The sequence below is a fragment of the Rhodococcus sp. H36-A4 genome (assembly GCF_027158005.1).
GTDB lineage: Bacteria > Actinomycetota > Actinomycetes > Mycobacteriales > Mycobacteriaceae > Rhodococcoides.
Map to the genome: position 1 here is coordinate 77671 of NZ_JAPVLQ010000008.1, position 21916 is coordinate 99586.

Genomic DNA, 21916 nt, shown 5'->3' on the forward strand with positions numbered 1-21916 from the left:
TGCGGTTCCTTCTTAGCTAGATCGAGGGCGGGAAGTACTGCTGGAGTTCGATTGTGTGTCGCCGAACTAATTCACACGGGTCACCCTGGGGCGGGACGGTTCCGAGAGCCTCGACCGTGAGCATTACAACACCTTCGGTGGTGTCGAAGCTGGTTCCACAGCCTTCGTCTGGATCCATAGATGCGAGTCCGAATTCGAGGGCTGTCCTGCCCCCTAACCTGACGTCTTTGAAATCCTGAAACGCACTGTTGTGCCGAACTTCGTCGAGGGTGAATCGAATCGAAAACAGCACGCCGAAGTGGTACCAGGGATTCGGAGTCGGACCGGCCCAGCCGCAGTTCGTCCAGGCCTTGACGCTGATTCCTTCTATCCATCCTGACCCGGTTTCCGGATTGAGCCCGGTCGCGGCGATCGCGTCGTCCGGGATGCTGCAGGGGTCGAATTGCTCGGCCTGCCCTGGCACCCCTGCGACGGCTACTCCCTCGACGGGTTGGCTGCAGGCTGTGAGGACAGCGGCCACCGCTGCAAGTGGTACCCACCGGCGCTGCATCGGACCCCCATCCGTTGGACTCGTCGTTAGGTTAGACGCAGAGACCCTGGTTTTGGTTCCACCCTGGCTATCAATCCTCCGCCGGTGGGGTGTAGCAAATTACATCGTCGATGTATCTGTGGCAGTGCGCGGTTCAGAACAGAGTCGGCTGCGCGTTACTGCCGAAGCGTGCTTCTGACTTTCGAGCGCTCCACCGTTGAACGAGCCACATCTCGATCAGTTCTGGGCTGGTGCCGATATCGATAGCCCAGTTGGAAAGTAGTTGTACGTAGCGGTCGTAACGACGCCGCGTGAAGCCGGTGACAGCGGGATCTTCCAGCCACCCCTCGTGAATTAGGGTGGACACCCCGTATTGGTCGATCAACTGAGCGCGCCCACCGTCCACGGATGCTTTGGCTGCCCAGAGAAACGTGGCCATAAGGGATGTTCCGACGCCTGGGGTGTCGGGCCATCCGGACCAGGATCCGTTCGGGAGTTCCGGTACTGCGCGGTCACGTATGCATCGTTGGAGCACCGTCAACGTTTTCGCAACTGGATTCTCGTCTGGACGCGTCAAATGTGGGTTGTGGACGTCGGGGAATCGCCGTATCGCTTTGCGGTTCTTGTGGCTGCCCTGCCATGCGGCACACAGAAAGAGGAGGCCGAGCGAGTCGTGGTCGCCGTCGGCGAGATCAGTGCCGATGTGAAGGTCGTTGCGCTGTACAGTCGCTACTCCGTCGGAGACGAGGTGCCCGTCGAGGTCGCGTCCGCGAAGTCGAATATCGTGACCTGCGCGGTCGAGGTGATTGTTCCACCAGTCGAGGTCGATCTCGACACCATCGTCCAGAACGTGCAAATCGTACGTGCGCAGCTGGCACCACTGCACACAGGCTGATGGTGGTGCGAAACCTTCGTCGAATCGTGACATGCAGACATCTTGGCATCCCATACCGACAGGAAGGCTCAGCAGAACTGAATCCGGTTGCGCTCCCGGGTTCCGCGATACCAGTCAATGTTCAGTAAGTTTGTGCCGCAACGCTTTCCATTACATGTTTCTGCCGGGGTAAGCTGCAACCCAACTGGGGGATTGGCTGGGCAACCGAGTCCGAACACGAGAACCCCGGCTCGGTGACAGTCAATGGGCATGTGATCCAGTAAGTAGCAGGGCGAGCATCAGTGCGCACAATTCGGTCTCGAAGGCGTCGAGATCGCGCCACACGCCAGCCACCCGATCGCGCTCCCATGACGCGAGCGCGGAGACCACAAATCGCGCGGCCAGTGCCACCCGGGCCGGGCGGTCTCCGGTGGGTAGGTGCCTGAGTTCGGTGGCGATGTCCGCAAGTAGTCGTTGCAAATTTTCCAGTCCGGGAATCGGCGGATAGGTCGGGTCATCAGGCATCAGCGGCTGTGGCGATGCGACGAAATCGCTGCGGATGCCCGCCAGCCACTGTTCGTTGAACCGAGCCCAGTAGGAGGGCGAGCATGCCGCGATCTCGGTGACAAACGGGCGCACATAAGCCTCAACCAGTGCGCCGAGCCGGTCTTGCGCGTCTTCGGCTGCGGTATGGAGTTCGCGGACCAATGCGTCGCTGGTGGCCCTACGCGACCACAACTCGATCAACAGTGCATGCCAAGAACCGAAGTAGTAATCCACTGCACCGTTGTTGCGCTGCCCGGCAGCTCGAATGACTTCGCGCACCGAGACGCCTGCTAGTCCTCGCTCGGCAATTAGTCGCTCAGCGGCATCGAGAAGCTCCTCGCGTGTGCTCGGGGCAGGCATGGACCTGAGACTACGGCAGTGCTAATGTCCCGATTAGGTCACTTGACCTAAATTGCTGAATCCAGCTTGGGAGAATGAGATCAACACACACTTGCACCGGGGAGTTCGCTTGGCTGCTGTCCTCGCGACGGCCGGCCTGATGGTGGCCTGTGGTTCCGCAACCGGCGAGCGCTCTGAAGCGGAGCAGCCAAAAGAGCACGGCACGCTGTTGGCTACTCAGCCACTTGCTGGCGACGCTGTCCTGCCCGGCGCCGTACGTAGCGAGCAGATCATCTACCTGTCCCGTGGGCCGCAGGGTGATGACGTCGAGGTGTCCGGCTCGGTGTCGATCCCCGCAGGCGAGGCTCCGGAAGCCGGCTGGCCGGTAATCAGCTGGGCGCACGGGACTACCGGGGTTTCGGACGCCTGCGCGCCGTCCTCCGGAACAGTGCCCGGATCAGACGGTGAATATCTGCGCTACGTCAACGAGACCTTGGACCAATTCCTGCGCGCCGGTTACGTGGTTGCGCAGACGGATTACGTCGGGCTGGGGACGTCGGGGATTCATCCGTACATCAACGGAGACTCCGAAGCTGCAGCCGTCACCGATATCGTGCGCGCAGCTCGCCAGCTGGACTCCAGCGTCGGCACAGGCTGGTACGCCGCTGGGCATAGCCAAGGCGGGCATGCAGCATTGTTCGCCGCTGACCAGGGGCCGGACTTAGCACCGGAACTCGAACTGCGTGGCGCAGTGTCGATCTCGCCGGGCAACAACCTCGGTGACACTGTCGAGTACTTCGTGGCCGGCGGTCCCGAAGCTCGCGCGGTACTGGGATACCTGCCCTTGATATTGCTCGGCGCGCAGGCAGCCGATGCCGCTCTTGACGCTTACAACTACGTCACAGACGAGATGACGCCGCTCTTGGAGGCTGCTAAGGTCGGTTGCACCGACGCTGTGTGGGCGCTCGCCGACACGGTTCCGCTGGACAGGGTGATCCGTCCCGGGGCTGACTTCACTCCGCTGGTGTCCTACTTGACCGAGCAAAACCCCGATCGTCTCAGTCCTCGTGTGCCGACGCTTATTCTGCAGGGCGGCGGGGATACTTCGGTGACCGAACCGGGTTCCGCGGCTCTCGCTGAATCGTTGTGCACGAGAGGATCTCAGGTCGGTTACACCGTCTACGATGGGCTCGATCATGTGCCGACGGTGGGTGCCTCAGCCGAGGACACTCTCGCATTCCTTGCCGCAATCGAAGGCGGGCGGACACCGGCCGGTCTCTGCGGAGACTGATCAGGGCAAGAGAAGCCGGCGGGCGGAACGGATAGCGACTCGGTTACCGCGGTCCGTGCTGACCGATCGAGGTTGCGTTGTGCTCGTCGACGTCCTCCGCAGTGACGAAGAACTTTCGGAACACTGCTTGCATCGCCGTGACGACGTCGATATGGCTTTGGAGGACGTCGACGAGGTTGTTCGGGCCACCCACGGCCTTTTGCGAGAATTTGCGGGCGAGCGCGATTCCGGATTCGAAAGTACCCATACCTTTGACGTTTCCCAACTTGAACGCAAGGTCCTTGTTGGTCTCGAGGGTCGACAGATACTCAGTGCATGCCTTGTCGCAATGCCGCGCGGCAGCGGGATCGAGAAACAACTGCCCATCGTCAGCCGCGGTGGCGAGGCCGTTCCAGTATGCGATTGGGGATTCCAAAGCCATTGCGGTTCCTTTTCAGCTAGATCGAAGGCGGGAAGTACCGTCCGAGATCGATTGTGTGTCGGCGGATGAGTTCACACGGGTCGCCCTGCGGCGAAGCCGTTCCGAGGGTCGCGAGCGTGAACATCACAACACCCTCGGCGGTGTCGAAGCTCGTGCCGCATGCTTCGTCATGGTCCATTGACGAAAGTCCGAACTCGAGCGCCGGCCTGCCGTCCAAGCTGACGTCTTTGTAATTCTCGAACGCGGGGTTCTGTCGAACCTCGTCAAGGGTGAATTGGATTGAGAAGTACACATCGAACTGGTACCAAGAATTTCGTGTCGGGCCCCTCCACCCACATGTCGTCCAGGCCTTGACGCTAAGTCCTTCACCCCAGCCCGCTAACCTTGCTTCGGGATTGAGCCCGGTTGCCGCGATGGCGTCGTCAGGGATGCTGCAGGGATCGAATTGCTCGGCCAGCCCGGGCACCCCTGCGACGGCTACCCCGTCGACGGGCTGAGCGCAGCCAGTCAGCACGGCGGCTACCGCGAGAAGTGACAGCCATCGGCGCTGCATCGGACCCCCATCCGTTGGACTGTTCGTTAGGTTAGACGCACAGACGCGTGCTTCGGTTCCGTCGCAGGCGGTCCATTCCGGTTTCGGTGTAGTCAGTTTCGAGTTCCACTCACCGGGACCTGGACGCAAGTGATGTGAGCCAGCTCATAGCGTTCGGCCATGGCCCAGAACAGCACAGATTCAGCGCGCATTACCGACATCCTCAATCGTCAGCGCGCGGCAACGACTACCGAGGGCCAGCCCTCAGCCGAGCTGCGGCGACAGCGAATTCAGGCTGTCATCGACATGCTCGTCACGCATCACGAAGGCCTCGTCGAAGCGATGGACGCGGACTTCGGTGGACGCCCACGCGGCTACTCCCTGATGAACGACGTACTCGGCACGATCACCAGCTTGAAGAACTCGCGTGACAACCTCGAGACGTGGATGGCTCCGCAGGATCGCGCTGTGTTCGCCCCTTATGACCAGCTCGGCGCCAAGGCCCACGTCCGGTATCAGCCGAAGGGCTCTGTCGGCATCCTCGGCACCTGGAACGCTCCGCTCTTCACAGTTCTCAGTCCGTTGGCGGGCGTTCTCGCTGCCGGTAACCGTGCCGTCCTCAAGCCATCCGAGGTAGTGCCCCGCACCGCCGCACTCCTCGCCGAAATCGTCGACGCGTCCTTGGATCCCGACGTCGTCGCCATTGTCACCGGTGGACCCGATGTGGCCGAACTGCTGACCTCGCTCCCGTTCGATCACTTTGTCTTCACCGGCAGCTCCTCGGTCGGCAAGCTGGTCATGGCGAATGCCGCGAAGAACCTTGTTCCGGTCACGCTGGAGCTAGGCGGTAAGTCCCCGACAGTGATCGGCCTCAGCGCCGACATCGATGCCGCGGCTTTCCGGATTGCTGTCGCCAAAACCACCAACGCCGGCCAACTCTGTGTCAACCCGGACACGACGTATGTTCCTCGGGAACTGCTCGAGCAGTTCGTCGCGTCGACCGCGAAGGTATATGCGGAGCTGCTGCCGACGATCGAAGGAAACCCCGACGCCGTCTCCGTGGTCAACGAGCGCCATGCTGCCCGCGTCGACGGCTACATCGATGACGCCGTTGCCCGCGGTGCCCGTGTCGAGATTGCTCCGGATGGTGCGATGCCCACCGAGGGTGGACGTCGTCCGCTTCGGATGGTTGTCGATCCACCTTCCGACTCGGTCATCCGTAGTGAAGAGATCTTCGGTCCTGCCATGGTGGTCCTCGGCTACGACAATCTCGACGACGTCCTCGCAGAGATCAACTCGGGCCCACGTCCGCTGGCTCTGTACTACTTCGGCACCGATGCTGAGGAACAGGCAAAGGTGTTGGACCACACTCTCTCCGGCGGTGTCACCATCAATGACGTGATGATGCACCCCGGTCTTCAGGATGCACCGTTCGGCGGTGTCGGAGCCTCCGGCATGGGCCACTACAACGGCCGTGAGGGCTTCGAGGAGTTCAGCCACGCACGTGCGGTGTTCGAAGCTTCGGCGGTGGAACTACGCCGCGATTGGGGTGTGCTGCCCCCGTATGCAGACGGCTTCTACACCGCGATGGCTTCTCAAGTCACCCCGTAATTCTTTCTTGCACCGATCCCTTAGAACTCTCATCAAGGAGCACACACCGTGAAGACCCGTGGCGCGATCATTCGCAGCACCCCCGGCACGTACGAAATCGTCGAGCTCGACCTCGACGCGCCCCGCAGAAACGAGATCACCGTCAAGATGGTGGCGTCTGGAATATGCCACTCCGACGATCACATAGCGAAAGGTGACCACGCTGTTGGTGTTTACCCGATCTGTGGCGGACACGAGGGTGCCGGCGTCGTTGTCGAAATTGGTCCGGAGACCACCGGCTTCGAAGAGGGCGACCATGTGCTGTTCTCCTTCATCGCGGGTTGCGGAAAGTGTCGCTGGTGCGCAAAGGGCATGCAGAACCTGTGCGATCGTGGCGCCGCGATCATGACCGGCAGTCGCCCGGACGACCCGAGTAGCTTCCGGTTGAGCCTCGACGGAGAGATTGTGGCGCAGACCTGTGGTTTGTCTACCTTCAGCGAATATACCACTGTCAGTACTGATTCCGTGATCAAGGTGGCCGACAAGAGCCTGCCGCTGGAGTCGCTGTGTCTACTGGGATGCGGCGTCGGAACCGGCTGGGGAGCTGCCGTCAACTCTGCCCAGGTCTATCCGGGCCAGACCGTGATTGTCATTGGCATCGGCGGGATCGGTATCAATGCAGTCCAGGGTGCTGCGCACGCCGGTGCCGCGCACATCCTGGCCGTCGATCCTGTTGCCTTCAAGCGTGACAGCGCTTTGAAGTTCGGTGCCACACAAGCATTCTCGACTCTCGAGGAGGCGGCCGATGTTGCACGTTCGCTGACCAACGGACAGGGCGCCGACGCAGCCATCGTCACTATCGGTGTCACTACCGGTGAGCATATCGCGCAGGCATTCTCATCGATCCGCAAGGCAGGTGCGTGCGTGGTGACCGGCCTCGGCAAGATGACCGACGTCGGGATCCCCATCAGCCCGATGGAATTGACGCTGTACCAAAAGCGTTTGGTGGGATCGCTTTTCGGTGCTTCGGCACCGAGCGCTGACATCCCTTGGCTGATCGATCTCTACAAAGCCGGCAAGCTCGAGCTCGACGGTCTGATCACTCAGACCTACACGCTCGACGACGTCGCCCGCGGCTTCGAGGACATGCACGCCGGCCTCAACTTACGGGGCGTCATCAGGTTCTGACCTCGTCGTCATCCCGCCCTCGGACCGTCTGGTCCGAGGGCGCGGTGGCGGGCTGCGTGACGGGTTTCGTCAACTGTGACCCGGTCAGAATCACGTGGACCACTGCTTCGCCCCGTCATCGTGCTTTGAAAGACGGCACCTGGAACCAGATGCTCCTTCGCTGCGTCCAAAGGGTAGGTGACGTAGATCCGACGATGGGTGTGGTGATGGAAGTAGATCCGGAAATTTTGAGGCGTTTCGCTTCCGCAGCCCAAGACGCGAGCGACACCCTGGGAAGTATTGACGTTTTTGGACCGTTCTGGTCAGCGCAGAATGCGCTGCCCGGGACAGATCTACAAATACTGTGCGCCGAGGGCGAGCGTATCTCTTCGACAGCGCTTCATGGAATGTCACAGCGTATGGACACAATTGCACGGTCTGCACGAGGAGCTTCCGAGGACTATCGCGTCGCCGATGATGAGTTCGCAGTTCAGCTTCGCTCAATGAGTAGTCGCGAATGACGCTAAGCATTGGGGATGTTCGCGCCTGGAACAGTCAGTCTTTGCTCGCTGGTTCACATGGGCTCCGCGGTATTTCCAGGGTGATCTACGGGCGGTGTGGAAGCATCGCGTCAGAGCAGAACGTCCTTGCAGAGTCGTGGCACGGTGACGCCGCCGTTGCCGCAGCTGAGCGCGTCATATCCGAGTGTTCGACCTTGTCGGCTCTCGCTGATGCCGTTTCTTCGTTGGCTACGGAGTTCTCGGCCTCGGCATCGATAGTCGACTCCGTGCGCTCGAACTTGGTGGCCGTCATCGATGAACTTGCCGACCGTGGTTTCGAAGTCGCTGACAACGGCGTTGTGACGGCCGACCGAGCAATTGCCTCCCTGGATCAGATTGCGGGGCCACTGGGGGAGGACGCGGTCCTCGCTCTGCAGATCAGAACGCAGGAAGCGACGCTCTCCGTACTCGATGCTCTTCAGCAAGCAAACCACGCTGCACTCGGAGTATGTGACCGAGTGCGCGGCCGAATCTTCGATTTGCAGGATAGTTCGTCAGAGGTGATCGTTGGCCACTTGGCGCTGAGCGAAGACGACGGATTTTCGTGGCGCCCCGATATTCAAGCTATGACCGCAGGTGTCACGATCGGGACGCTTTCGGACGCGACCGGACACGCCTTGAAGACCGCCGCTGCAGCCTCGTCCGACGATCTGGCACTGGGGCTCGGTCGTCGACTGGGACCAGTGGGAGCAGCGTTGGGGACCATACCTGCAATTTCGAACGACATCGAGGGCGGTATGGATCCGACCAAGGCGATCGTCACGGAGGGTGCGGGAGCGGTGACCGGAGTCGTTGTGGGGGGAGCGTTGGGTCAAATCGCCGCAGCTGGGATCGCCGGCTCAGCTGTCGGTTCCGTGATCCCCGGCGCAGGCACCGCGGCCGGATTGGTGGTAGGAGTGGCGATGGGGGCAGCTCTGGCCTACGGCGTTCCCAAATTCGGTCAATGGATCTGGGAGTAACGCAGTGGACGAAATGGATACAACACCAGCTGGCATTGTACGAACCGTCGAATGGTTACCAGTGTGGCCGCAGACGTTGAGGCCGATGCAGATACTCGCTTCGCTCGTGATCTTGCTGGGTGCTGCAGTGGGGTGCATTCTGGCGTGGAAGGCGGAGTCAGTAGTCGGTCTGATCGGATTCGCAGGTATCGGAGTTCTATGTGGGTGTGGTGGGTGGCTGACGCTCCGTGGGGCGGGTTTCAGATGGGTCAGGCTATCTCGTCGGTTGACCGGTTGCGAAAGTAAGTTGTACGGGAAAGGAATTCGAGTAGGCCCGGAAGCTTTGACAATGAGAGTGCTGATCATTTCAATGCTTTGCGCGAGCGTGTATTACGCGGCTGTTGCGCTGACTTTTTGGAGCGGGATCGAAGTAATGCTGCCGGATTCCCGCAACAGCTCCCCGCATGCGATATTCGCTACGGTCTGCGGTGTTGTTCTTGCGGTTCTTGCCATGCTGTTCAGCCTCTTTCGGCCAGCTACCGGCATCGAGATCTACCGTGATGTTGTGATACGAACGGTAGGTAGGCAGCCTTTCGTCCGAATCGGTGCCGACCTGGTTGTGCCCTGGGCCTCGATCGTGGCTGTGGCGGACGCAGTCCGGCTCAATACGACTGGACTGTGGACGTCCCGTGACCCTCTGATTCGGCTCGTGGTTCGTGAACCTCTCGATAAGGATGGCAGGCTCGGATGGGATACAGACCACTATCTCCAATTACCCGCCAGTTGGATGGCGGCAGAGCCCAATACGCTCATTGCTGTGCTGAGGGCTATGGCCGTGAGCGATGAGAGCCGACGGGAAATCTTGGAGATCGGGCCTGAGACGATATTCATGCCGCCGCCGTTGCATGAACGAATTCGGAGAGGCATCATCTAGCTTTGAATGGTCCGTCGGCGACGCCAGGTTCACCTCCCGATTCACGAGTTAAAATTTGTGGCCAACTACGACCAGCTGTAACTGAATGGACCGCGGTGGCCGAACCACATCGTGGATGAGCATATTTGCTCTTTGATCAGCGCGGCTTGACGCCCGGTGAGCATTGCACGTGATCGTGGAACATCGGCAGAGTTGGTCAGCTGAAGCAATCCGTCGCGCCTCCCCAGACTGATGCATTGGCCGGCGAACTTGGGACGCAGCTGTTTCGGTGTGGTGCCAGCTGCCAGGCGCAGAACGGTCTCCGCAGCGTGGACGCCGGTTGGGATTGCAGCTTGGCAGCTCATCCGAAGTGGGGAACTACTGATTGCTGCGGCATCTCCGGCGCCGATCACCGTCGAACTGCTGGTGCTGGTGAGGTTGTCGTCGACGGTCAGGGCTCCGCGCGAGTCCGTGTTCAGTCCACTGCGCTGAGCGAGGTCAGGGACACCGAATGCGGCCACGTCTACGGTGAGATCGCTCGTCAAGTGTGTCCCGTCCGACAATTCCACGCTACCGGCGCCGATACCGACCACTGCCGTGTTGTCGATGATCTCGACGCCTGCGTCGATGAGATGGGTATACAGACGGCGTCGCCCGCGTTCGCTGACGGTGGGGGCCAGTTGCTGGTCGGAAATCAACCGAATGTTGTGGCCGGTGCTCTCGGCGAGCTCTGCTGCTGTTTCGATTCCGGTGAGTCCGCCGCCGATGATCGTGACTGTCGAGCGAGGTGGGAGCTGTTGGAGGCGCGAGCGTGCGCTTTGTGTGGGTTCGAACGTTCCGATCGTGACTGCGTTGGTCGCCGAGCCCGGAATTGCCTCGGTACGGCTGTGGCTGCCGACCGCATAGATGAGGTAGTCGTAGTCGAGAGCACCACCGGCCAGTCGAATTCGTTGGTTATGGAAGTCGATCGACTCGGCCGCGTCGACCTTCAGTTCGGTCGAGGCGGGAAGGATCGACCCGAGTCGCGTTGCCGCGGTATGGGTACCGGACATGTACTGATGCAAGCGGATTCGTTCGATGAACTGGTCTCGTGGATTGACCATCGTGACATCTGCATCGACGCCGCGGCGGGAAAGCCGATGCGCTGCACTGATACCTGCATAACCCGCGCCGAGAATGACAATCTTCGATGCCATGATGCGATTTACCTCCGATGCCAGGACTTCTGCTCACCATAGTCGGATCGGTGCCGACTGTATCGGTGACTTGAATCTCAGAGTGCAACATCGGATTCGGTAGATGGGGTGGGCAGGACCCAACCCTGCAGCCACTCGGCTGCAGGGAGGTCGGTCGGGTCTACGGGTTAGGAGCTGCCGAACAACGGAGTTCCGCCGCGTGGTGGCGGCGGGGTCGGGTACCCGTTGTTGTGGCGGTCCCAATTGTTGTATTGCCATTGCCACGCGTCGTGGTGCTGCTGGATTTGGTCACGGAGTGGGCACATGAGCTCACAATCGAGTTTGCATTGGCGTGGCGGGACAACTGACTGCGAATTCGTTGGGCTCGGAATCGAGTGTGCACATGGTCGGAGATCGAAGGCGCCCTGGGTTCTCGACCAAAGGTGACGGTCGGTTCGGTGTAACGGTGAGGAGCAAACTGCGATCTATCTCGCGTCACTCCGCTGCGATAACGTGCGGACATCAGAAAGGCGTCGAGCATGACGAAGTTCAGCCACAGTTCGAGTTCTGCTGCTAGTCGGACCCGGAATCGCGTGGTGAGGTCAATCGGCGTCGCTGCCGCAGTAGGACTTGTAGGAATAGTCTCTGCCTGCAGTTCCGCCGAAGATACGACGGCAGCCTCGGACACCACCAGTGTCGCTTCAACCACCGTCGCGCCTACTACGACAACTACGACGCGTCCCGTTGTTGTCGCTCCTGAGCCAGCGCAGGCGCCACCGGCAGTCGTGACCCCCGAGGCGGTGGCAGCCCCGGTTCTGATGCCTCCGGTGGTGTGCATGAATCTTCAAGCCGCCCAGAACTTGATCCAGGATGCAGGGGTCTTCTTTTCCCGGAGTGAGGACGCATCCGGTGCCGGCCGCATGCAGGTCAACGACTCGAATTGGATCGTCGTCGACCAGACACCGGCTGTTGGGATGCCGATCGAAGAAGGCGATGCGGTCCTATCTGTCGTGAAACTTAGCGAGCCCAACAACTGTTGATCCCACACTGGGCAGGGTCGATTCCGGAGGGCGAGGGGTCAGTCGGATTGGGATCCCTGGGACGATTCGGATTCCTCACGCAGTGATTCGGCCAGCACGTCGAGGCAACTGGTGAGCCGCTCGCGCCCTTCGGGATGCAGTCCAAGCTCGGTTCCGTGGCTTAGTGTCATTTGCTGGAAGATCGGCACCAGCGGTGCGTATTTGGCGCGCAATCGATTTCGCTTGTCGAGATCGGTGAGAGCGCTCAGGCTACCGGCGTTGTCGATGAAGTCCGTGACTTTCACCAGAAAAACTCGCGGATCGGCGATGACGGCTTTCACGTGCTCGACGTAAGCCGTGTTCTTCTGTTCTTTGGTGAGCCCGGCCGGACGCGGCGGGTTGGTGACGGACCAGACGGTGTTCGACACTGTCCTACTGAAATGAGCTGTCAGCAATCGCGCGGCTTCAACTCTCGGATTCGCGCTGTGGTCGCCATCCATGAGTTCGACGAGTCGCACGGGTTGGTCTTCGACGGTGTCGTGCAAGACTGCTGCGGCGAGGACCTCTTCGTCGCGGCAGTTGAATCGTATGAGTCGCAGTGTATTTCGTAGTGGATGAGTGATGTACGGTTCGGCGGTACTGTTTTGTCCGGGTCGAGTTTGGTCACGATGCGCCTGGGATGCGAGACCCATCGCGGTCTGTAGGAGGGGGCGATCGGCGACCTCGTAGTTGATCGACAGCGTGAGCATCGCGGCGTCCATGTCGTGGGGTCGCAATTTCCGAAAGTTTTTTCCGACCACGTCGGAAGTTCTTGAATCAGTCATAGGTGTCCTTGCAGAGTTGGTGCGGGGAATGTGGGCGGCCTGGAGGCTCGGCCCGATGTCTTCACTGTATCGCGTGGCTACGACAAGATTGCAGCAACGGTCCTACAGCCTCGGTTACGCGCAAATCGCCGGTCATGCAACGCAAAAAGCGCCTGCGACGGAGAATGCTGAGGCTGAACGCGGACGCAACATGCCAGATTTTCCTCCACGCTGTACTCGATCGAGTACAGCGGAGTGTTCGACCCGGCTGCAGACCGGATTCGGTCAATCGACTGAACGACCCATGACGGAAGTCAGCACATCACAGGCCGGCTCGTGGCCCGACTACGAGCACAATGCCACAGCCTTGAAATCCACTGCTACTACATGCGATCAGAATGGGTTGTAGATGGCAATCGTGCGAAAACTACCTGCAGACGAACCCGTCGGGATCTGGACCGACCCCAGGGTGTGGTCGACGCCCGACGGATCAGTCTGCCAGCACGAACCCTGTCCGTGGAAACTGAAGCACCAGATCGGCTGACTTGTCCCGAACGGGCTGATGATCATGGAGTCCCCGCTGCGTGATCCGTAGGCGGCCGGATCGAACGCACTGACGAAGTGCTCCGTCACCTCAGTTGTGAAGATGTTGTCGTAGGGCCCCTCGGCAGCGGCCGGCGTCGCGACGAGTGCGGCGAACCCTACTGCGAGTGCAGCTGCGGCGAGAGTCTTCTTCAGCATTCGTGCTCCGATCATCGAGGGCTCCGGCCCGGTAAAAGATCAATCGGTGACGGGCGAACCCGCGTTACCAACCAGCTGGCCACGTGCATCAGCCTACCCACGGATGTTGTCGGCCCCGTGTGTCATGATTGAAATGCAGAACGGGTTCAGGTTCTGCATTTCGGCGGTGATGTTCCCGCCATTCCTCCCCTCCCGATGTACCTCGTTCGGTGCGTCGACGAAAGGTGTCTGCCATGGCCAAGAAAATTCTCTACATAGATCTCGATAACACGCTGGTGAACTTCCAGTCCGGCATCGACCAGACCGACCCAGCTGACCTCGTCGAATACGAGGGCGACCTCGACGAGATACCACACATCTTCTCGAAGATGGATCCCATCGAGGGTGCGCTCGACGCATACCGCACGCTCGCAGCAGTTTTCGACACCTACATCCTGTCCACGGCGCCGTGGAAGAACGCGAGCGCATGGCACGACAAGGTGCTGTGGGTCCAGAAGCACCTTGGACTCGAGGACGGATCGGTCGCGTACAAGCGTCTCATTCTCTCGCACCACAAGAACCTGAACCGCGGGGACTTTCTGGTCGACGACCGAGATAAGAATGGCGCCAGCGCATTCGAAGGTGAATGGCTTCAGTACGGGGAGGAACCGTACAAGACCTGGGATGAGGTGACGGCCTACTTGCTCGACCGTGCCTGACCTGGGCGGACGTTGCGAGCTCCGATTCTTGTCGGTACCACTCGGTATCGTTTTCGACATCACTTCATCGCGTCGCTTCGACGCATTTCTTCAGGAGGCTCATGTGACCAATCCACAGCTCTCTCTCGTTGTTGCTCTGCTGGACCGTTCGGGCTCGATGCATTCCATTGCCGACGACACCCGCGGCGGGTTCGATTCATTCATCGGAAAAGAGCGCGAGCAGGACGGAAATACCGTCGTGACGCTGGCGCAATTCGATCAGCAGTACGAGCTGGTCTACAGTTCGCAGCCGATCCGAACAGTGCCGCCGCTGGTACTGCAGCCCCGCGGCTCCACCGCGCTGTACGACGCCATCGGCCGGCTCATCACCGACGTCGGCGCCGAACTCGCTGCAGTGTCCGAGGACGAGCGCCCCTGCTCGGTCACCGTTGTGGTGATGACGGACGGTCACGAGAACGCGAGCAAGGAGTGGACCAATACCGCTGTGCGCGAGCTGATCGCGCAGCAGGAGAAGGACTACCAGTGGGACTTCGTGTTCCTCGGGTCCAACATCGATGCCGTCGATGTCGGCACCGATCTGGGCTTTGCACGGGACAAGTCGATGACCTACGTGTCGACGACTGTCGGAGTCACTGCGGCCTTCGATTCGGTGGCGAGCTATCAGGACCGTAAGCGGGCTCAGATACTCGGGGCCCCACCGGTTGCGGGCTTCTCCGAGGCCGATCGTCGCCGGGCGCGTGGGGAATGAGCAAGAAGGGCAGCAGCGGTGCGGCGGAGGGGATCGTCGAGATGGTCTTCTTCCTCTGCATGGTTGCGGCGGTAGTGGGCTGGGTGTTCAGCTAGAGGTACTAGCGTCGTGCATCTTTTTCATCGTGAGTGAACTGCTTCCGATACGCCGTCGGCGTCACCGCGAACGCTGCTACGAAATTCTGACGGAACGTGACGGCACTCCCGAAGCCACAGGCAGCCGATATCTCGTCGATACTCCAGGTCGTCGTTTCGAGAAGAGTGCGTGATTCGGCGAGTCGCTGCTCGAGAACCCACCGCGCCGGCGTGACCCCGGTAGCGAGTTGGAATTGACGAACGAAACTCCTTCGGCTCATTCGAGCCCGTTCGGCGAGCCGCTCGATCGGCAACGGTTCGTTCAGTCGGCCGAGCGACCATTCGAGAACGTTGGCGATGGCCGTGTCCTCGGCGGCACGGGTGAGAGGGCGCTCGATGTACTGCGCCTGACCGCCTTCTCGATGCGGGGCGACGACGAGGCTACGCGCGACTCGTGTCGCGGCCCCCGACCCCAGATGCTTGCGCACGATGTGCAGACAGGCATCGATCGACGACGCCGTGCCTGCGGAGGTCATGACATCGCCGTGATCGATGTAGAGCACCGACTCGTCGAGTTCCAATTGCGAATTCCGCTCGCGTAGCTCAGACATCTTCATCCAGTGCGTGACGGCTGAGCGGCCTTCGAGTAGTCCGGTGTCCGCGACGGCGAACGAACCGAGGCACAAGCCGGCGATCTCTGCTCCGCGCTGGTGCGCGCCGCGCAGCTGGGCCCGCAGAGCATCTCCGATAGGCGGGAGCGTGACGGGCCACGATGGGACGATGACGATATCGGCCCAGTCGACGCTGCTCGGGCCCGAGAGGTCGCCGAGTGCATAGCCCTCAGCGGTCCGGATCGATCCGCCCCGATCGGACCACAGCTGTGTTTCCCAATCGAATGCGAGGCCGAGCCGCGCGACCTCGCCGAAGACCATCAGCGGTGCGGCGAGGTGAAACATCGTGATGTCGTCGAACGCGTACAGCGCGATTTTCATGCTGGGCCTCCAGAAAGTTTGGCGCAAATCCATCGAAAGTATGCATCTGTGCCACTAGCGCGTGCAACTTCGCTGCCGAAAGATAGGAACCGAACCGAGACAACTACTTCAGGAGTGAACGCCATGACCGGACCACGCAGAGCCCTTGTCGTCGTCGACGTCCAGCAGGAATACTTCGACGGCGTCCTGCAGATCCAGTACCCGCCCAGGGCGGAGTCGCTGGCCAACATCGTCAGTGCCCTCGAAGTGGCTGTTGCCCATGACCTTCCGGTCGCGATCGTGCAGCATGAGATGCCGGCCGGAGCGCCTGCGTTCGTGAAGGGGACCCCGACGTACGAACTGCATCCGGACATCGAGGCGCAGATTCAGCCGTCGTTCAAGCGTGTCGAGAAGAAGTTCAGCAGTGTCTTCGCGGGTACCGGCGTCGCTGAGTGGTTGACGGCCGAGGGCGTCGATACCGTCACGATCGTTGGCTACATGACGAACAACTGTGACCTGGCATCCGCAGCAGACGCCGAGGTACTCGACGTGACGACCGAGATTCTCTCCGACGCCACCGGTGCGATCAATCTATCGAACGAGGCCGGTACCGTCTCCGCCGAACAGCTACACAAGGCGCTGATGGTGCTCTACCACTCGAACTTCGCCGCGGTCGCTACGACGTCGGACTGGACGGACGCCGTGAAATCCGGAAGTGCTTTGTCTGCAAGCAATCTCGTGGTGTCGGCAGCGCAGGGTAATGAGGCGGTTCGCTAGTTTGCGGACTATTTCAACTGTCGTACGGAGTCGGCGGTAGGTAACTCGACTGGATACAACTGGTGACTACCCTTGATGCCCTTGAGTTCGACTGCCCGCGGTGCGCCGAGTTCGATGTCCTCTGCCGCGCTGATTGCGTCTCGCACTGATTTGCTGACGAGGATTTCGCCGCCATCCGCGTGTCCTGCAACCCGCGCAGCCATAGCGACGTTCAGCCCGAAGAGGTCGTCACCTCGGCGCACCGAACTACCCACGTGGACGCCCATGCGCACCCGAATTTGGTTCCATCGATCGGGTTTCTCGCGCAAGGCCTGCTGAACCTCGAGCCCGCACCGCACAGCTTCAGCTGGGTCGGAGAAGGCGATCATGAAACCGTCACCCTGATTTTTCACGACGTGGCCGCCGTGGTTCTCGGCCTGCTTGGTGATGAGCCTGTTGTGTCGTTCGAGCAGCTTCAACCACCCGCGGTCGCCCAACTCTTCGTTGCGTGCAGTGGATCCTTCGATGTCGGAGAAGACGACCACGATGTCGCCGTCGGCAATCATTCGCGCCAGATCGGGACGTTCGACTCTGGCCCACCCCGCAAGGTCTTCGACGGAGTTGCGCACAGTCGCGCCGAACCCTTTCTGGAACAGGGAATCCGCAGTATCGAATGCCGTCTTGATAGCAAGCGGGGCGAGCCCACGTCGTCGACGGCGGGGCGAGTTGCTCTGGGCGCGCTCGAGCGCGCTCCGTGTGTCACGAAGCTTTTTCTGGGACACGACGAGGAGAACGCCGAGCGCCACGATCGCGGCGAGTTCGACTCCGGCTGCAAGTATCCACAAGGTCACACGATCATCTTGGTCCATCTGTCCACAACGTGGTGTTTCCCCTACCGACCGAGAACGGTCGTGCGCGCGAGGGACGGCGTGGGGGAAGCGTGCCGCGCCTCGCTGTCTTCACCCGGATCGTGCTGAGGCCGTGGGTGGGCTTACCAGCGGCGGTCAGAGGTGACTTGTCGTGCGCCGGGCGATCGCGTTGCTCAGGGCATCCAATTCGGCGAGCACGTCGGTAGCGGCCCAGATCTGGTTGCGTTTGCTCGTGGAGATCAGTTCGAGGACGCCCGCATCGGTAAGCCGTCCGAGCGCGCGATAGGTACTGGCGTCGGTAGTGCCAGTGATCTGTTGCGCCATGTCCGCGTTCAGGATTGGCGTGTCGAGGAGACGGAAGATTATGGCTTCGTCCGCGGAATTCACGCGTGGCGCGGCTAGCTGCTTCCAGCGGGCAGGGAGTTCGGAAAGTGCCCTCGCGGACTCTTCTGCAGCTTCGCTGGCGTGAACAGCGGCGGATGCGAGGTACTCGACGAATTCGTCGGCTCGACCTGCGCGGTATTCGGTGAGTCGATCGAAGTAGCGACTGGTGTCGGCGAGCATCACCGAAGCGAGCGGAACCGTGATCCGCCGTGTGAGTCCACGACGCCGCAAGACAGCGCTGATCAGTGCACGGCCGATGCGGCCGTTGCCATCTGTGAAGGGGTGGATGGATTCGAACTGCGCGTGAGCGATTGCGGCTTGCGCAATGATCGGCACGTCGGTTCGGTTCACGAAAACCATCAGGTCATCCATCAGGGCGGGAACTTGTTCGGGTGGTGGAGGGACAAACAGCGCGTTGATGGGGGTGTAGTCGCTGCCGCCGATCCAGTTCTGAACGTCGCGAAGGTGGCCGCTGTCGCGCGCCGCGTAGAAATCTGGGGCCATCAGTAAGCGGTGTGCATCGAGGAGCGTTGCGAGCGTCATCGGACCACGGCCGGTTGCATCGACCATCGCAATCAGTGCCTTTACGGCGGCCAGCTGGGACAAAGCATCGGTACTGGCTTTACCTCCGACCGATGCGCGACCGAACGCACGCCAATCGGCGTCGACGCGTTCGATCTTCGACGAAGCTACAGACTCGCTCCGAAGCAAGAAGTCGGCGAGGGGCGCAAGATGGTCGCCGAATCCGGCTTCGAGTCGAGCGACTGCGATGACGGCGGCCTCTTGGGATTGAGCGATGCTGCCGGAAGACGAATAATCGAGATCGCCGATGGGTGGCGGGATCGACACCTCGATGCTTGCGAGCATGCGGTCGGCCTTCGAGCCCTGCCGTTGCTGCGGATTCCATGCCTGCGTCTCGTAGCGGTGTGTGGGCCAGGTCAAGGCGGCTCCTCGTCCGAACGTCGAATAGCGGCTTCGTTAGTATACTTTGACCCAGTCAAAGTTAGTCAAGAGTGCGGATAGTGCAGGGCGACCACGCTGCCGACAAGCGTTCTTCGCGCACTCGGGCGCCCGTCAGCGGACACAACGGATCCGGCAAGTCCAGCTTCGTCGAGGCACTCGAGTTCGCGGTCGTCGGCAAGAGCTACCGGGGGGAGAACAAGGCGAAGCTGTGGAAGGACACCTGGCGGAACCTGCACGAGTCGTCGCCGTGCCAGATAGGCAAGGCCAAACGATCACCGGGCACCGACGGGCTCGGGTGGAAGTCGGCGATCGAGCTGCACCGCCCGATCCTGTCGTACGACGAGATCGGCGGTCTCATCGAGGACAGTCCCTCCACGTTGTACGACGCACTTGCCGAACTGCTCGGGCTCGACGAGATCGCTGACGCCGAGAAGCGGCTCGCATCGGCGTTGAAGGACGCGAAAGTGCCGCGCGTACAAGCGAAAGACGCGCTGGCTCAACTCAGGCACATCGTCGGAGAATCGCCGGATGACCGGGCCCAGTCGGCCGCAACCCTGTTGAAGAAGCGAGCTCCGGACGTCGATGCGGTTCAGGCGCTCGCGACCGGCTCCGCACCGACACACTCCTCGGCGCTGTCCGGCCCCCGCGCCATCGTCGGCCTGGCAATCCCGTTGCAGGAGCATGTCGACACCGTCGTCGTAGCGCTCCGGGAGGCGATAGCGGGCACAGTCGACCTGGCTTCCGACGCCCTTGCCGTCGTCGAACGGCGCAACGCGCTGCTGACGTCCGCCCTGGAATTGCACGCCGACACCGGCACCACCAACTGCCCGGTCTGCGAAACCGGGACTCTCGACGACGCATGGGCCGAACACGCCCGGACGCGCATGTCCGACGAGGATGGCAAGCTCACGCAATTCAAGAAGGCTCGACGCGACTTCGAGGATGCTCGCCGAGCAGTCACCGTATTGTTCCAAGACTTTGCTGACGCGGCTGAAGTCGACGGGGTCGACCTCCCGTCGTTCGATCCGTGCCGAGAGGCCGTACTAGCGGCCTGGACGGCTCCTGACGCAAACTCCAGATTTGCTGCGCTCGACAATGAGGACCCGACCAAGCCCGGATGCTATTTGGCAACAACGACTTTAGGTGCTCCATGATCAGAAAACCACTTCTGCAGTTCTTCGCCACGCAAGATCTTGGGCTGTTCGATGCCGACATCGATCGCGTCGTCGACCTGTCCACGCATCCCGACGACGTTTGCGTTACCGAGTCGTGCGTTGGTGATGACTGCATTTCGGGGGCGGATGCCCCAGTCGCTGTCGTGGAGATTTGCGCCCCGCAGATCGACATCGGCTAGCACTGCATCGCTCAGCGATGTGTTGCGAATGTCCGAATCCCGGAGGTCCGAACGCGTGAAATCTGCGTCCGACAGTCGAGCGCCGGTCAAGATCGCCGATCGGGCATTGCACCCAGTGATAATTGCCTTGCGAAGGTCTGCGCCTGTGAGGTCCACACACTCCAGATCAGCCTGTCGAATCCAGGCTTGGTACAGGCTCGTTCGCCGCATACGCACTTTGGCTAGACGTGCTGAACTGAGTTCAGCGCCTGCTAATTCCAGGCCGGACAGATCTGAGCCTGTGAAATCGAGCCCTGCACCGGCAAGAATCGGAATGAAGTGACTTGCTGGGTCGATCGCGTCGAAAAAGTGGTGTAGCGCGTCAACAGCATCCTGATTGGTCGGCCACTGTTCGACGTCAGTCCTAAGCTTGCCGAATTCGGTCATGAAGACCACCTTACTTTTCCAGCCCAATCGGGACGCTGGCTGACTAGGTCGCGTAGATGAGATTCCCTGGCCGCAGTCATGCCGTCAGAGTCCAGGAGAACACCGGTACCCTTGTTCAGTTGCTTGTTGATCATGCGATCAAATTCTGTGTCCGATTGAGAAGGTTCGATTGGTTTGCCGGAGTCCGGTCGATACGAGGGTTGAAGATCGGGTGAGGACTTCACGTCCCAATGCTCTCCCGCGGCATCAACAAATTCTCCCTGGTCTTTGCCATCCTCACTGAGCGGCGCGCGGATGATCGGTCCGGGAATTACGCCAGCAGACTCGGCCTCGAGGCCGACGTCAGCTTCTCGTTCTGATTGCGGATTGGACTGTCCCCCTTTCGCTGGATCTTTGGCGAGCTCCTCTCGTCGTGCTTCGTATTCAGGGTTCCCTGATATAGGTGAGGTGTAAGGCTGCACTGCATTCGCGTCATCCCCGGGTAGATGTTGCACGACGAGCGTGGTGATGACTTCGAGGGCCGATACAGTCGTAACTCCGTTGATAGCAGCGAATGTGGCTGTCGCAGAACCGAGCAGGGCAGCAAGGGTGCTGGCAGTCAGTAGGCCTCTAATTGCGTTTGCTGCTGTCGCGATTGCAGCGGTTGTCCCCGCAGCGCCCGCTGCCACCTCGGCCTGGGCAGGACCGAGCGCTCCGAGTCCACCGGTGAGAAGCACAGTCGCGATTGCCGCAACGGCCGTCACAGCCCCGATGGCACCGAGCGTCCACGCCAGTTCATCTGAGCTAGCTTTGATTCCTGTGCGGAGGTCTGTGACGGCCACGTTGTGTGCAGCCACAGGGGAGGCCAACGCTGAGGCGGTCGATATGAGCTCGGCTGCGCTTCGGCTCAGGGTTTCGAGGTGGGCTGTGACAGCGGCGACGTCGGGTGCGTCGAGGCCGTCGAAGCGGTCAACTGCGCCTCGAATATCCCGTGCTGCGGCCGTTGTGACCGCATGTTCGGCAAACGCCCGCCATGCATCGGCTGCGATAGTCAGTTTGTCACTGTCCCCGTCGGGGACAGGCAGTCCGATCTGTTCGAGTAGCCCCGGCACATCGGTGTTCAGCCCATCCCTGCGTGCCAGGGTGAGGTGAGTCCACTGGTTCATAGCAACCCGGCCTGATGCAGGGCGAGATACGGATCGACACACACCATGGCCATCACCACCAAGACGCCGGTCAGCGGCGACAATGAACGC

General features: G+C 60.9%; 23 protein-coding genes. 10 read left to right on the forward strand and 13 right to left on the reverse strand.

All coding sequences use genetic code 11. The features are described from left to right. Nucleotides 1-16 precede the first annotated feature (16 nt). The 3 genes from O1W68_RS19675 to O1W68_RS19685 form a co-directional block, all read right to left on the reverse strand. The gene (locus O1W68_RS19675) at nucleotides 17-550 is read right to left on the reverse strand and encodes a DUF3558 domain-containing protein (protein WP_269306442.1); all 534 of its coding nucleotides are present in this window, start codon (nucleotides 548-550) and stop codon (nucleotides 17-19) included. A 133-nt stretch (nucleotides 551-683) separates the two neighbouring features. After that, entirely contained in the window at nucleotides 684-1457 is a 774-nt protein-coding gene (locus tag O1W68_RS19680) for an 8-oxoguanine DNA glycosylase OGG fold protein (RefSeq protein ID WP_269306444.1), read from the reverse strand. 207 nt (nucleotides 1458-1664) lie between these two features. Next, nucleotides 1665-2309, reverse strand: a complete 645-nt coding sequence (locus tag O1W68_RS19685; RefSeq protein WP_269306446.1) for a TetR/AcrR family transcriptional regulator — start codon at nucleotides 2307-2309, stop codon at nucleotides 1665-1667. A gap of 109 nt (nucleotides 2310-2418) precedes the next feature. Between O1W68_RS19685 and O1W68_RS19690 the strand changes: the two genes are divergently transcribed. Further along, the gene (locus O1W68_RS19690; RefSeq protein ID WP_269306448.1) at nucleotides 2419-3579 is read left to right on the forward strand and encodes an alpha/beta hydrolase family protein; all 1161 of its coding nucleotides are present in this window, start codon (nucleotides 2419-2421) and stop codon (nucleotides 3577-3579) included. Nucleotides 3580-3622: 43 nt separating this feature from the next. On the opposite strand, the gene O1W68_RS19695 is transcribed toward O1W68_RS19690, so the two are convergent. Further along, nucleotides 3623-4000, reverse strand: a complete 378-nt coding sequence (locus tag O1W68_RS19695; RefSeq protein ID WP_269306450.1) for a hypothetical protein — start codon at nucleotides 3998-4000, stop codon at nucleotides 3623-3625. 16 nt (nucleotides 4001-4016) lie between these two features. Then, a complete protein-coding gene (locus O1W68_RS19700) occupies nucleotides 4017-4553 on the reverse strand; it encodes a DUF3558 domain-containing protein (RefSeq protein ID WP_269306452.1) in 537 nt (178 codons plus the stop codon). 159 nt (nucleotides 4554-4712) lie between these two features. On the opposite strand from O1W68_RS19700, the gene O1W68_RS19705 reads away from it, so the two are divergent. From O1W68_RS19705 to O1W68_RS19720, 4 genes are all read left to right on the forward strand, one after another. Then, nucleotides 4713-6143 carry a coniferyl aldehyde dehydrogenase gene (locus tag O1W68_RS19705; RefSeq protein ID WP_269306453.1) on the forward strand — a complete coding sequence of 477 codons (1431 nt, stop codon included), beginning with the start codon at nucleotides 4713-4715 and terminating at the stop codon, nucleotides 6141-6143. Nucleotides 6144-6191: 48 nt separating this feature from the next. After that, complete coding sequence (locus tag O1W68_RS19710; RefSeq protein WP_269306454.1) at nucleotides 6192-7310, forward strand: NDMA-dependent alcohol dehydrogenase; 1119 nt, start codon at nucleotides 6192-6194, stop codon at nucleotides 7308-7310. 496 nt (nucleotides 7311-7806) lie between these two features. Beyond that, a complete protein-coding gene (locus O1W68_RS19715) occupies nucleotides 7807-8808 on the forward strand; it encodes a hypothetical protein (RefSeq protein ID WP_269306456.1) in 1002 nt (333 codons plus the stop codon). A gap of 412 nt (nucleotides 8809-9220) precedes the next feature. Next, entirely contained in the window at nucleotides 9221-9721 is a 501-nt protein-coding gene (locus O1W68_RS19720; protein WP_269306458.1) for a hypothetical protein, read from the forward strand. A gap of 65 nt (nucleotides 9722-9786) precedes the next feature. On the opposite strand, the gene O1W68_RS19725 is transcribed toward O1W68_RS19720, so the two are convergent. Continuing rightward, nucleotides 9787-10896: an NAD(P)/FAD-dependent oxidoreductase gene (locus O1W68_RS19725; protein WP_269306460.1), complete on the reverse strand. Its 1110-nt coding sequence runs from the start codon at nucleotides 10894-10896 to the stop codon at nucleotides 9787-9789. A 575-nt stretch (nucleotides 10897-11471) separates the two neighbouring features. On the opposite strand from O1W68_RS19725, the gene O1W68_RS19730 reads away from it, so the two are divergent. Continuing rightward, nucleotides 11472-11915 (forward strand): hypothetical protein, encoded by a 444-nt coding sequence (locus tag O1W68_RS19730; RefSeq protein ID WP_247595997.1) that lies wholly within the window; start codon nucleotides 11472-11474, stop codon nucleotides 11913-11915. Nucleotides 11916-11953: 38 nt separating this feature from the next. Here the strand turns inward: O1W68_RS19730 and O1W68_RS19735 are convergent, their stop codons facing one another. Beyond that, on the reverse strand, nucleotides 11954-12718 hold the full coding sequence (locus tag O1W68_RS19735) for an HD domain-containing protein (RefSeq protein ID WP_269306464.1): 765 nt from the start codon (nucleotides 12716-12718) through the stop codon (nucleotides 11954-11956). 372 nt (nucleotides 12719-13090) lie between these two features. Continuing rightward, nucleotides 13091-13453, reverse strand: a complete 363-nt coding sequence (locus tag O1W68_RS19740) for a hypothetical protein (RefSeq protein WP_247595998.1) — start codon at nucleotides 13451-13453, stop codon at nucleotides 13091-13093. A 218-nt stretch (nucleotides 13454-13671) separates the two neighbouring features. On the opposite strand from O1W68_RS19740, the gene O1W68_RS19745 reads away from it, so the two are divergent. Both O1W68_RS19745 and O1W68_RS19750 read left to right on the forward strand, forming a co-directional pair. Then, nucleotides 13672-14136 carry a 5' nucleotidase, NT5C type gene (locus O1W68_RS19745; protein ID WP_136171509.1) on the forward strand — a complete coding sequence of 155 codons (465 nt, stop codon included), beginning with the start codon at nucleotides 13672-13674 and terminating at the stop codon, nucleotides 14134-14136. Nucleotides 14137-14239: 103 nt separating this feature from the next. Further along, nucleotides 14240-14884, forward strand: a complete 645-nt coding sequence (locus O1W68_RS19750; RefSeq protein WP_269306467.1) for a VWA domain-containing protein — start codon at nucleotides 14240-14242, stop codon at nucleotides 14882-14884. Nucleotides 14885-14984: 100 nt separating this feature from the next. Here O1W68_RS19750 and O1W68_RS19755 read toward each other — a convergent pair whose 3' ends face one another. Beyond that, nucleotides 14985-15950: a GlxA family transcriptional regulator gene (locus O1W68_RS19755; protein ID WP_136171510.1), complete on the reverse strand. Its 966-nt coding sequence runs from the start codon at nucleotides 15948-15950 to the stop codon at nucleotides 14985-14987. Nucleotides 15951-16073: 123 nt separating this feature from the next. Here O1W68_RS19755 and O1W68_RS19760 point away from each other — a divergent pair, with 123 nt between their 5' ends. After that, the gene (locus O1W68_RS19760) at nucleotides 16074-16706 is read left to right on the forward strand and encodes an isochorismatase family protein (protein WP_269306469.1); all 633 of its coding nucleotides are present in this window, start codon (nucleotides 16074-16076) and stop codon (nucleotides 16704-16706) included. Nucleotides 16707-16714: 8 nt separating this feature from the next. Here the strand turns inward: O1W68_RS19760 and O1W68_RS19765 are convergent, their stop codons facing one another. Then, a complete protein-coding gene (locus tag O1W68_RS19765) occupies nucleotides 16715-17536 on the reverse strand; it encodes an adenylate/guanylate cyclase domain-containing protein (RefSeq protein WP_442972418.1) in 822 nt (273 codons plus the stop codon). 153 nt (nucleotides 17537-17689) lie between these two features. Then, nucleotides 17690-18880 (reverse strand): Fic family protein, encoded by a 1191-nt coding sequence (locus O1W68_RS19770; protein WP_269306472.1) that lies wholly within the window; start codon nucleotides 18878-18880, stop codon nucleotides 17690-17692. 80 nt (nucleotides 18881-18960) lie between these two features. On the opposite strand from O1W68_RS19770, the gene O1W68_RS19775 reads away from it, so the two are divergent. Continuing rightward, nucleotides 18961-20055, forward strand: a complete 1095-nt coding sequence (locus O1W68_RS19775) for a hypothetical protein (protein ID WP_269306474.1) — start codon at nucleotides 18961-18963, stop codon at nucleotides 20053-20055. On the opposite strand, the gene O1W68_RS19780 is transcribed toward O1W68_RS19775, so the two are convergent. Continuing rightward, entirely contained in the window at nucleotides 20022-20681 is a 660-nt protein-coding gene (locus O1W68_RS19780; RefSeq protein WP_269306476.1) for a pentapeptide repeat-containing protein, read from the reverse strand. The two genes, O1W68_RS19775 and O1W68_RS19780, sit on opposite strands and share 34 nt — an antisense overlap. After that, the gene (locus O1W68_RS19785; RefSeq protein ID WP_269306478.1) at nucleotides 20678-21826 is read right to left on the reverse strand and encodes a hypothetical protein; all 1149 of its coding nucleotides are present in this window, start codon (nucleotides 21824-21826) and stop codon (nucleotides 20678-20680) included. Before O1W68_RS19785 ends, O1W68_RS19780 begins: the two co-directional genes overlap by 4 nt. Nucleotides 21827-21916: the final 90 nt, after the last annotated feature.

Coding starts and splice junctions, on each gene's coding strand:
- O1W68_RS19745 (WP_136171509.1), top strand. CDS start 13,672: ATGGCCAAGAAAATTCTCTACATAGATCTCGATAACACGCTGGTGAAC.
- O1W68_RS19685 (WP_269306446.1), bottom strand. CDS start 2,309: ATGCCTGCCCCGAGCACACGCGAGGAGCTTCTCGATGCCGCTGAGCGA.
- O1W68_RS19695 (WP_269306450.1), bottom strand. CDS start 4,000: ATGGCTTTGGAATCCCCAATCGCATACTGGAACGGCCTCGCCACCGCG.
- O1W68_RS19735 (WP_269306464.1), bottom strand. CDS start 12,718: ATGACTGATTCAAGAACTTCCGACGTGGTCGGAAAAAACTTTCGGAAA.
- O1W68_RS19725 (WP_269306460.1), bottom strand. CDS start 10,896: ATGGCATCGAAGATTGTCATTCTCGGCGCGGGTTATGCAGGTATCAGT.
- O1W68_RS19785 (WP_269306478.1), bottom strand. CDS start 21,826: ATGAACCAGTGGACTCACCTCACCCTGGCACGCAGGGATGGGCTGAAC.
- O1W68_RS19705 (WP_269306453.1), top strand. CDS start 4,713: ATGGCCCAGAACAGCACAGATTCAGCGCGCATTACCGACATCCTCAAT.
- O1W68_RS19755 (WP_136171510.1), bottom strand. CDS start 15,950: ATGAAAATCGCGCTGTACGCGTTCGACGACATCACGATGTTTCACCTC.
- O1W68_RS19700 (WP_269306452.1), bottom strand. CDS start 4,553: ATGCAGCGCCGATGGCTGTCACTTCTCGCGGTAGCCGCCGTGCTGACT.
- O1W68_RS19720 (WP_269306458.1), top strand. CDS start 9,221: ATGCTGCCGGATTCCCGCAACAGCTCCCCGCATGCGATATTCGCTACG.
- O1W68_RS19715 (WP_269306456.1), top strand. CDS start 7,807: ATGACGCTAAGCATTGGGGATGTTCGCGCCTGGAACAGTCAGTCTTTG.
- O1W68_RS19780 (WP_269306476.1), bottom strand. CDS start 20,681: ATGACCGAATTCGGCAAGCTTAGGACTGACGTCGAACAGTGGCCGACC.
- O1W68_RS19675 (WP_269306442.1), bottom strand. CDS start 550: ATGCAGCGCCGGTGGGTACCACTTGCAGCGGTGGCCGCTGTCCTCACA.
- O1W68_RS19760 (WP_269306469.1), top strand. CDS start 16,074: ATGACCGGACCACGCAGAGCCCTTGTCGTCGTCGACGTCCAGCAGGAA.
- O1W68_RS19740 (WP_247595998.1), bottom strand. CDS start 13,453: ATGATCGGAGCACGAATGCTGAAGAAGACTCTCGCCGCAGCTGCACTC.
- O1W68_RS19680 (WP_269306444.1), bottom strand. CDS start 1,457: ATGTCACGATTCGACGAAGGTTTCGCACCACCATCAGCCTGTGTGCAG.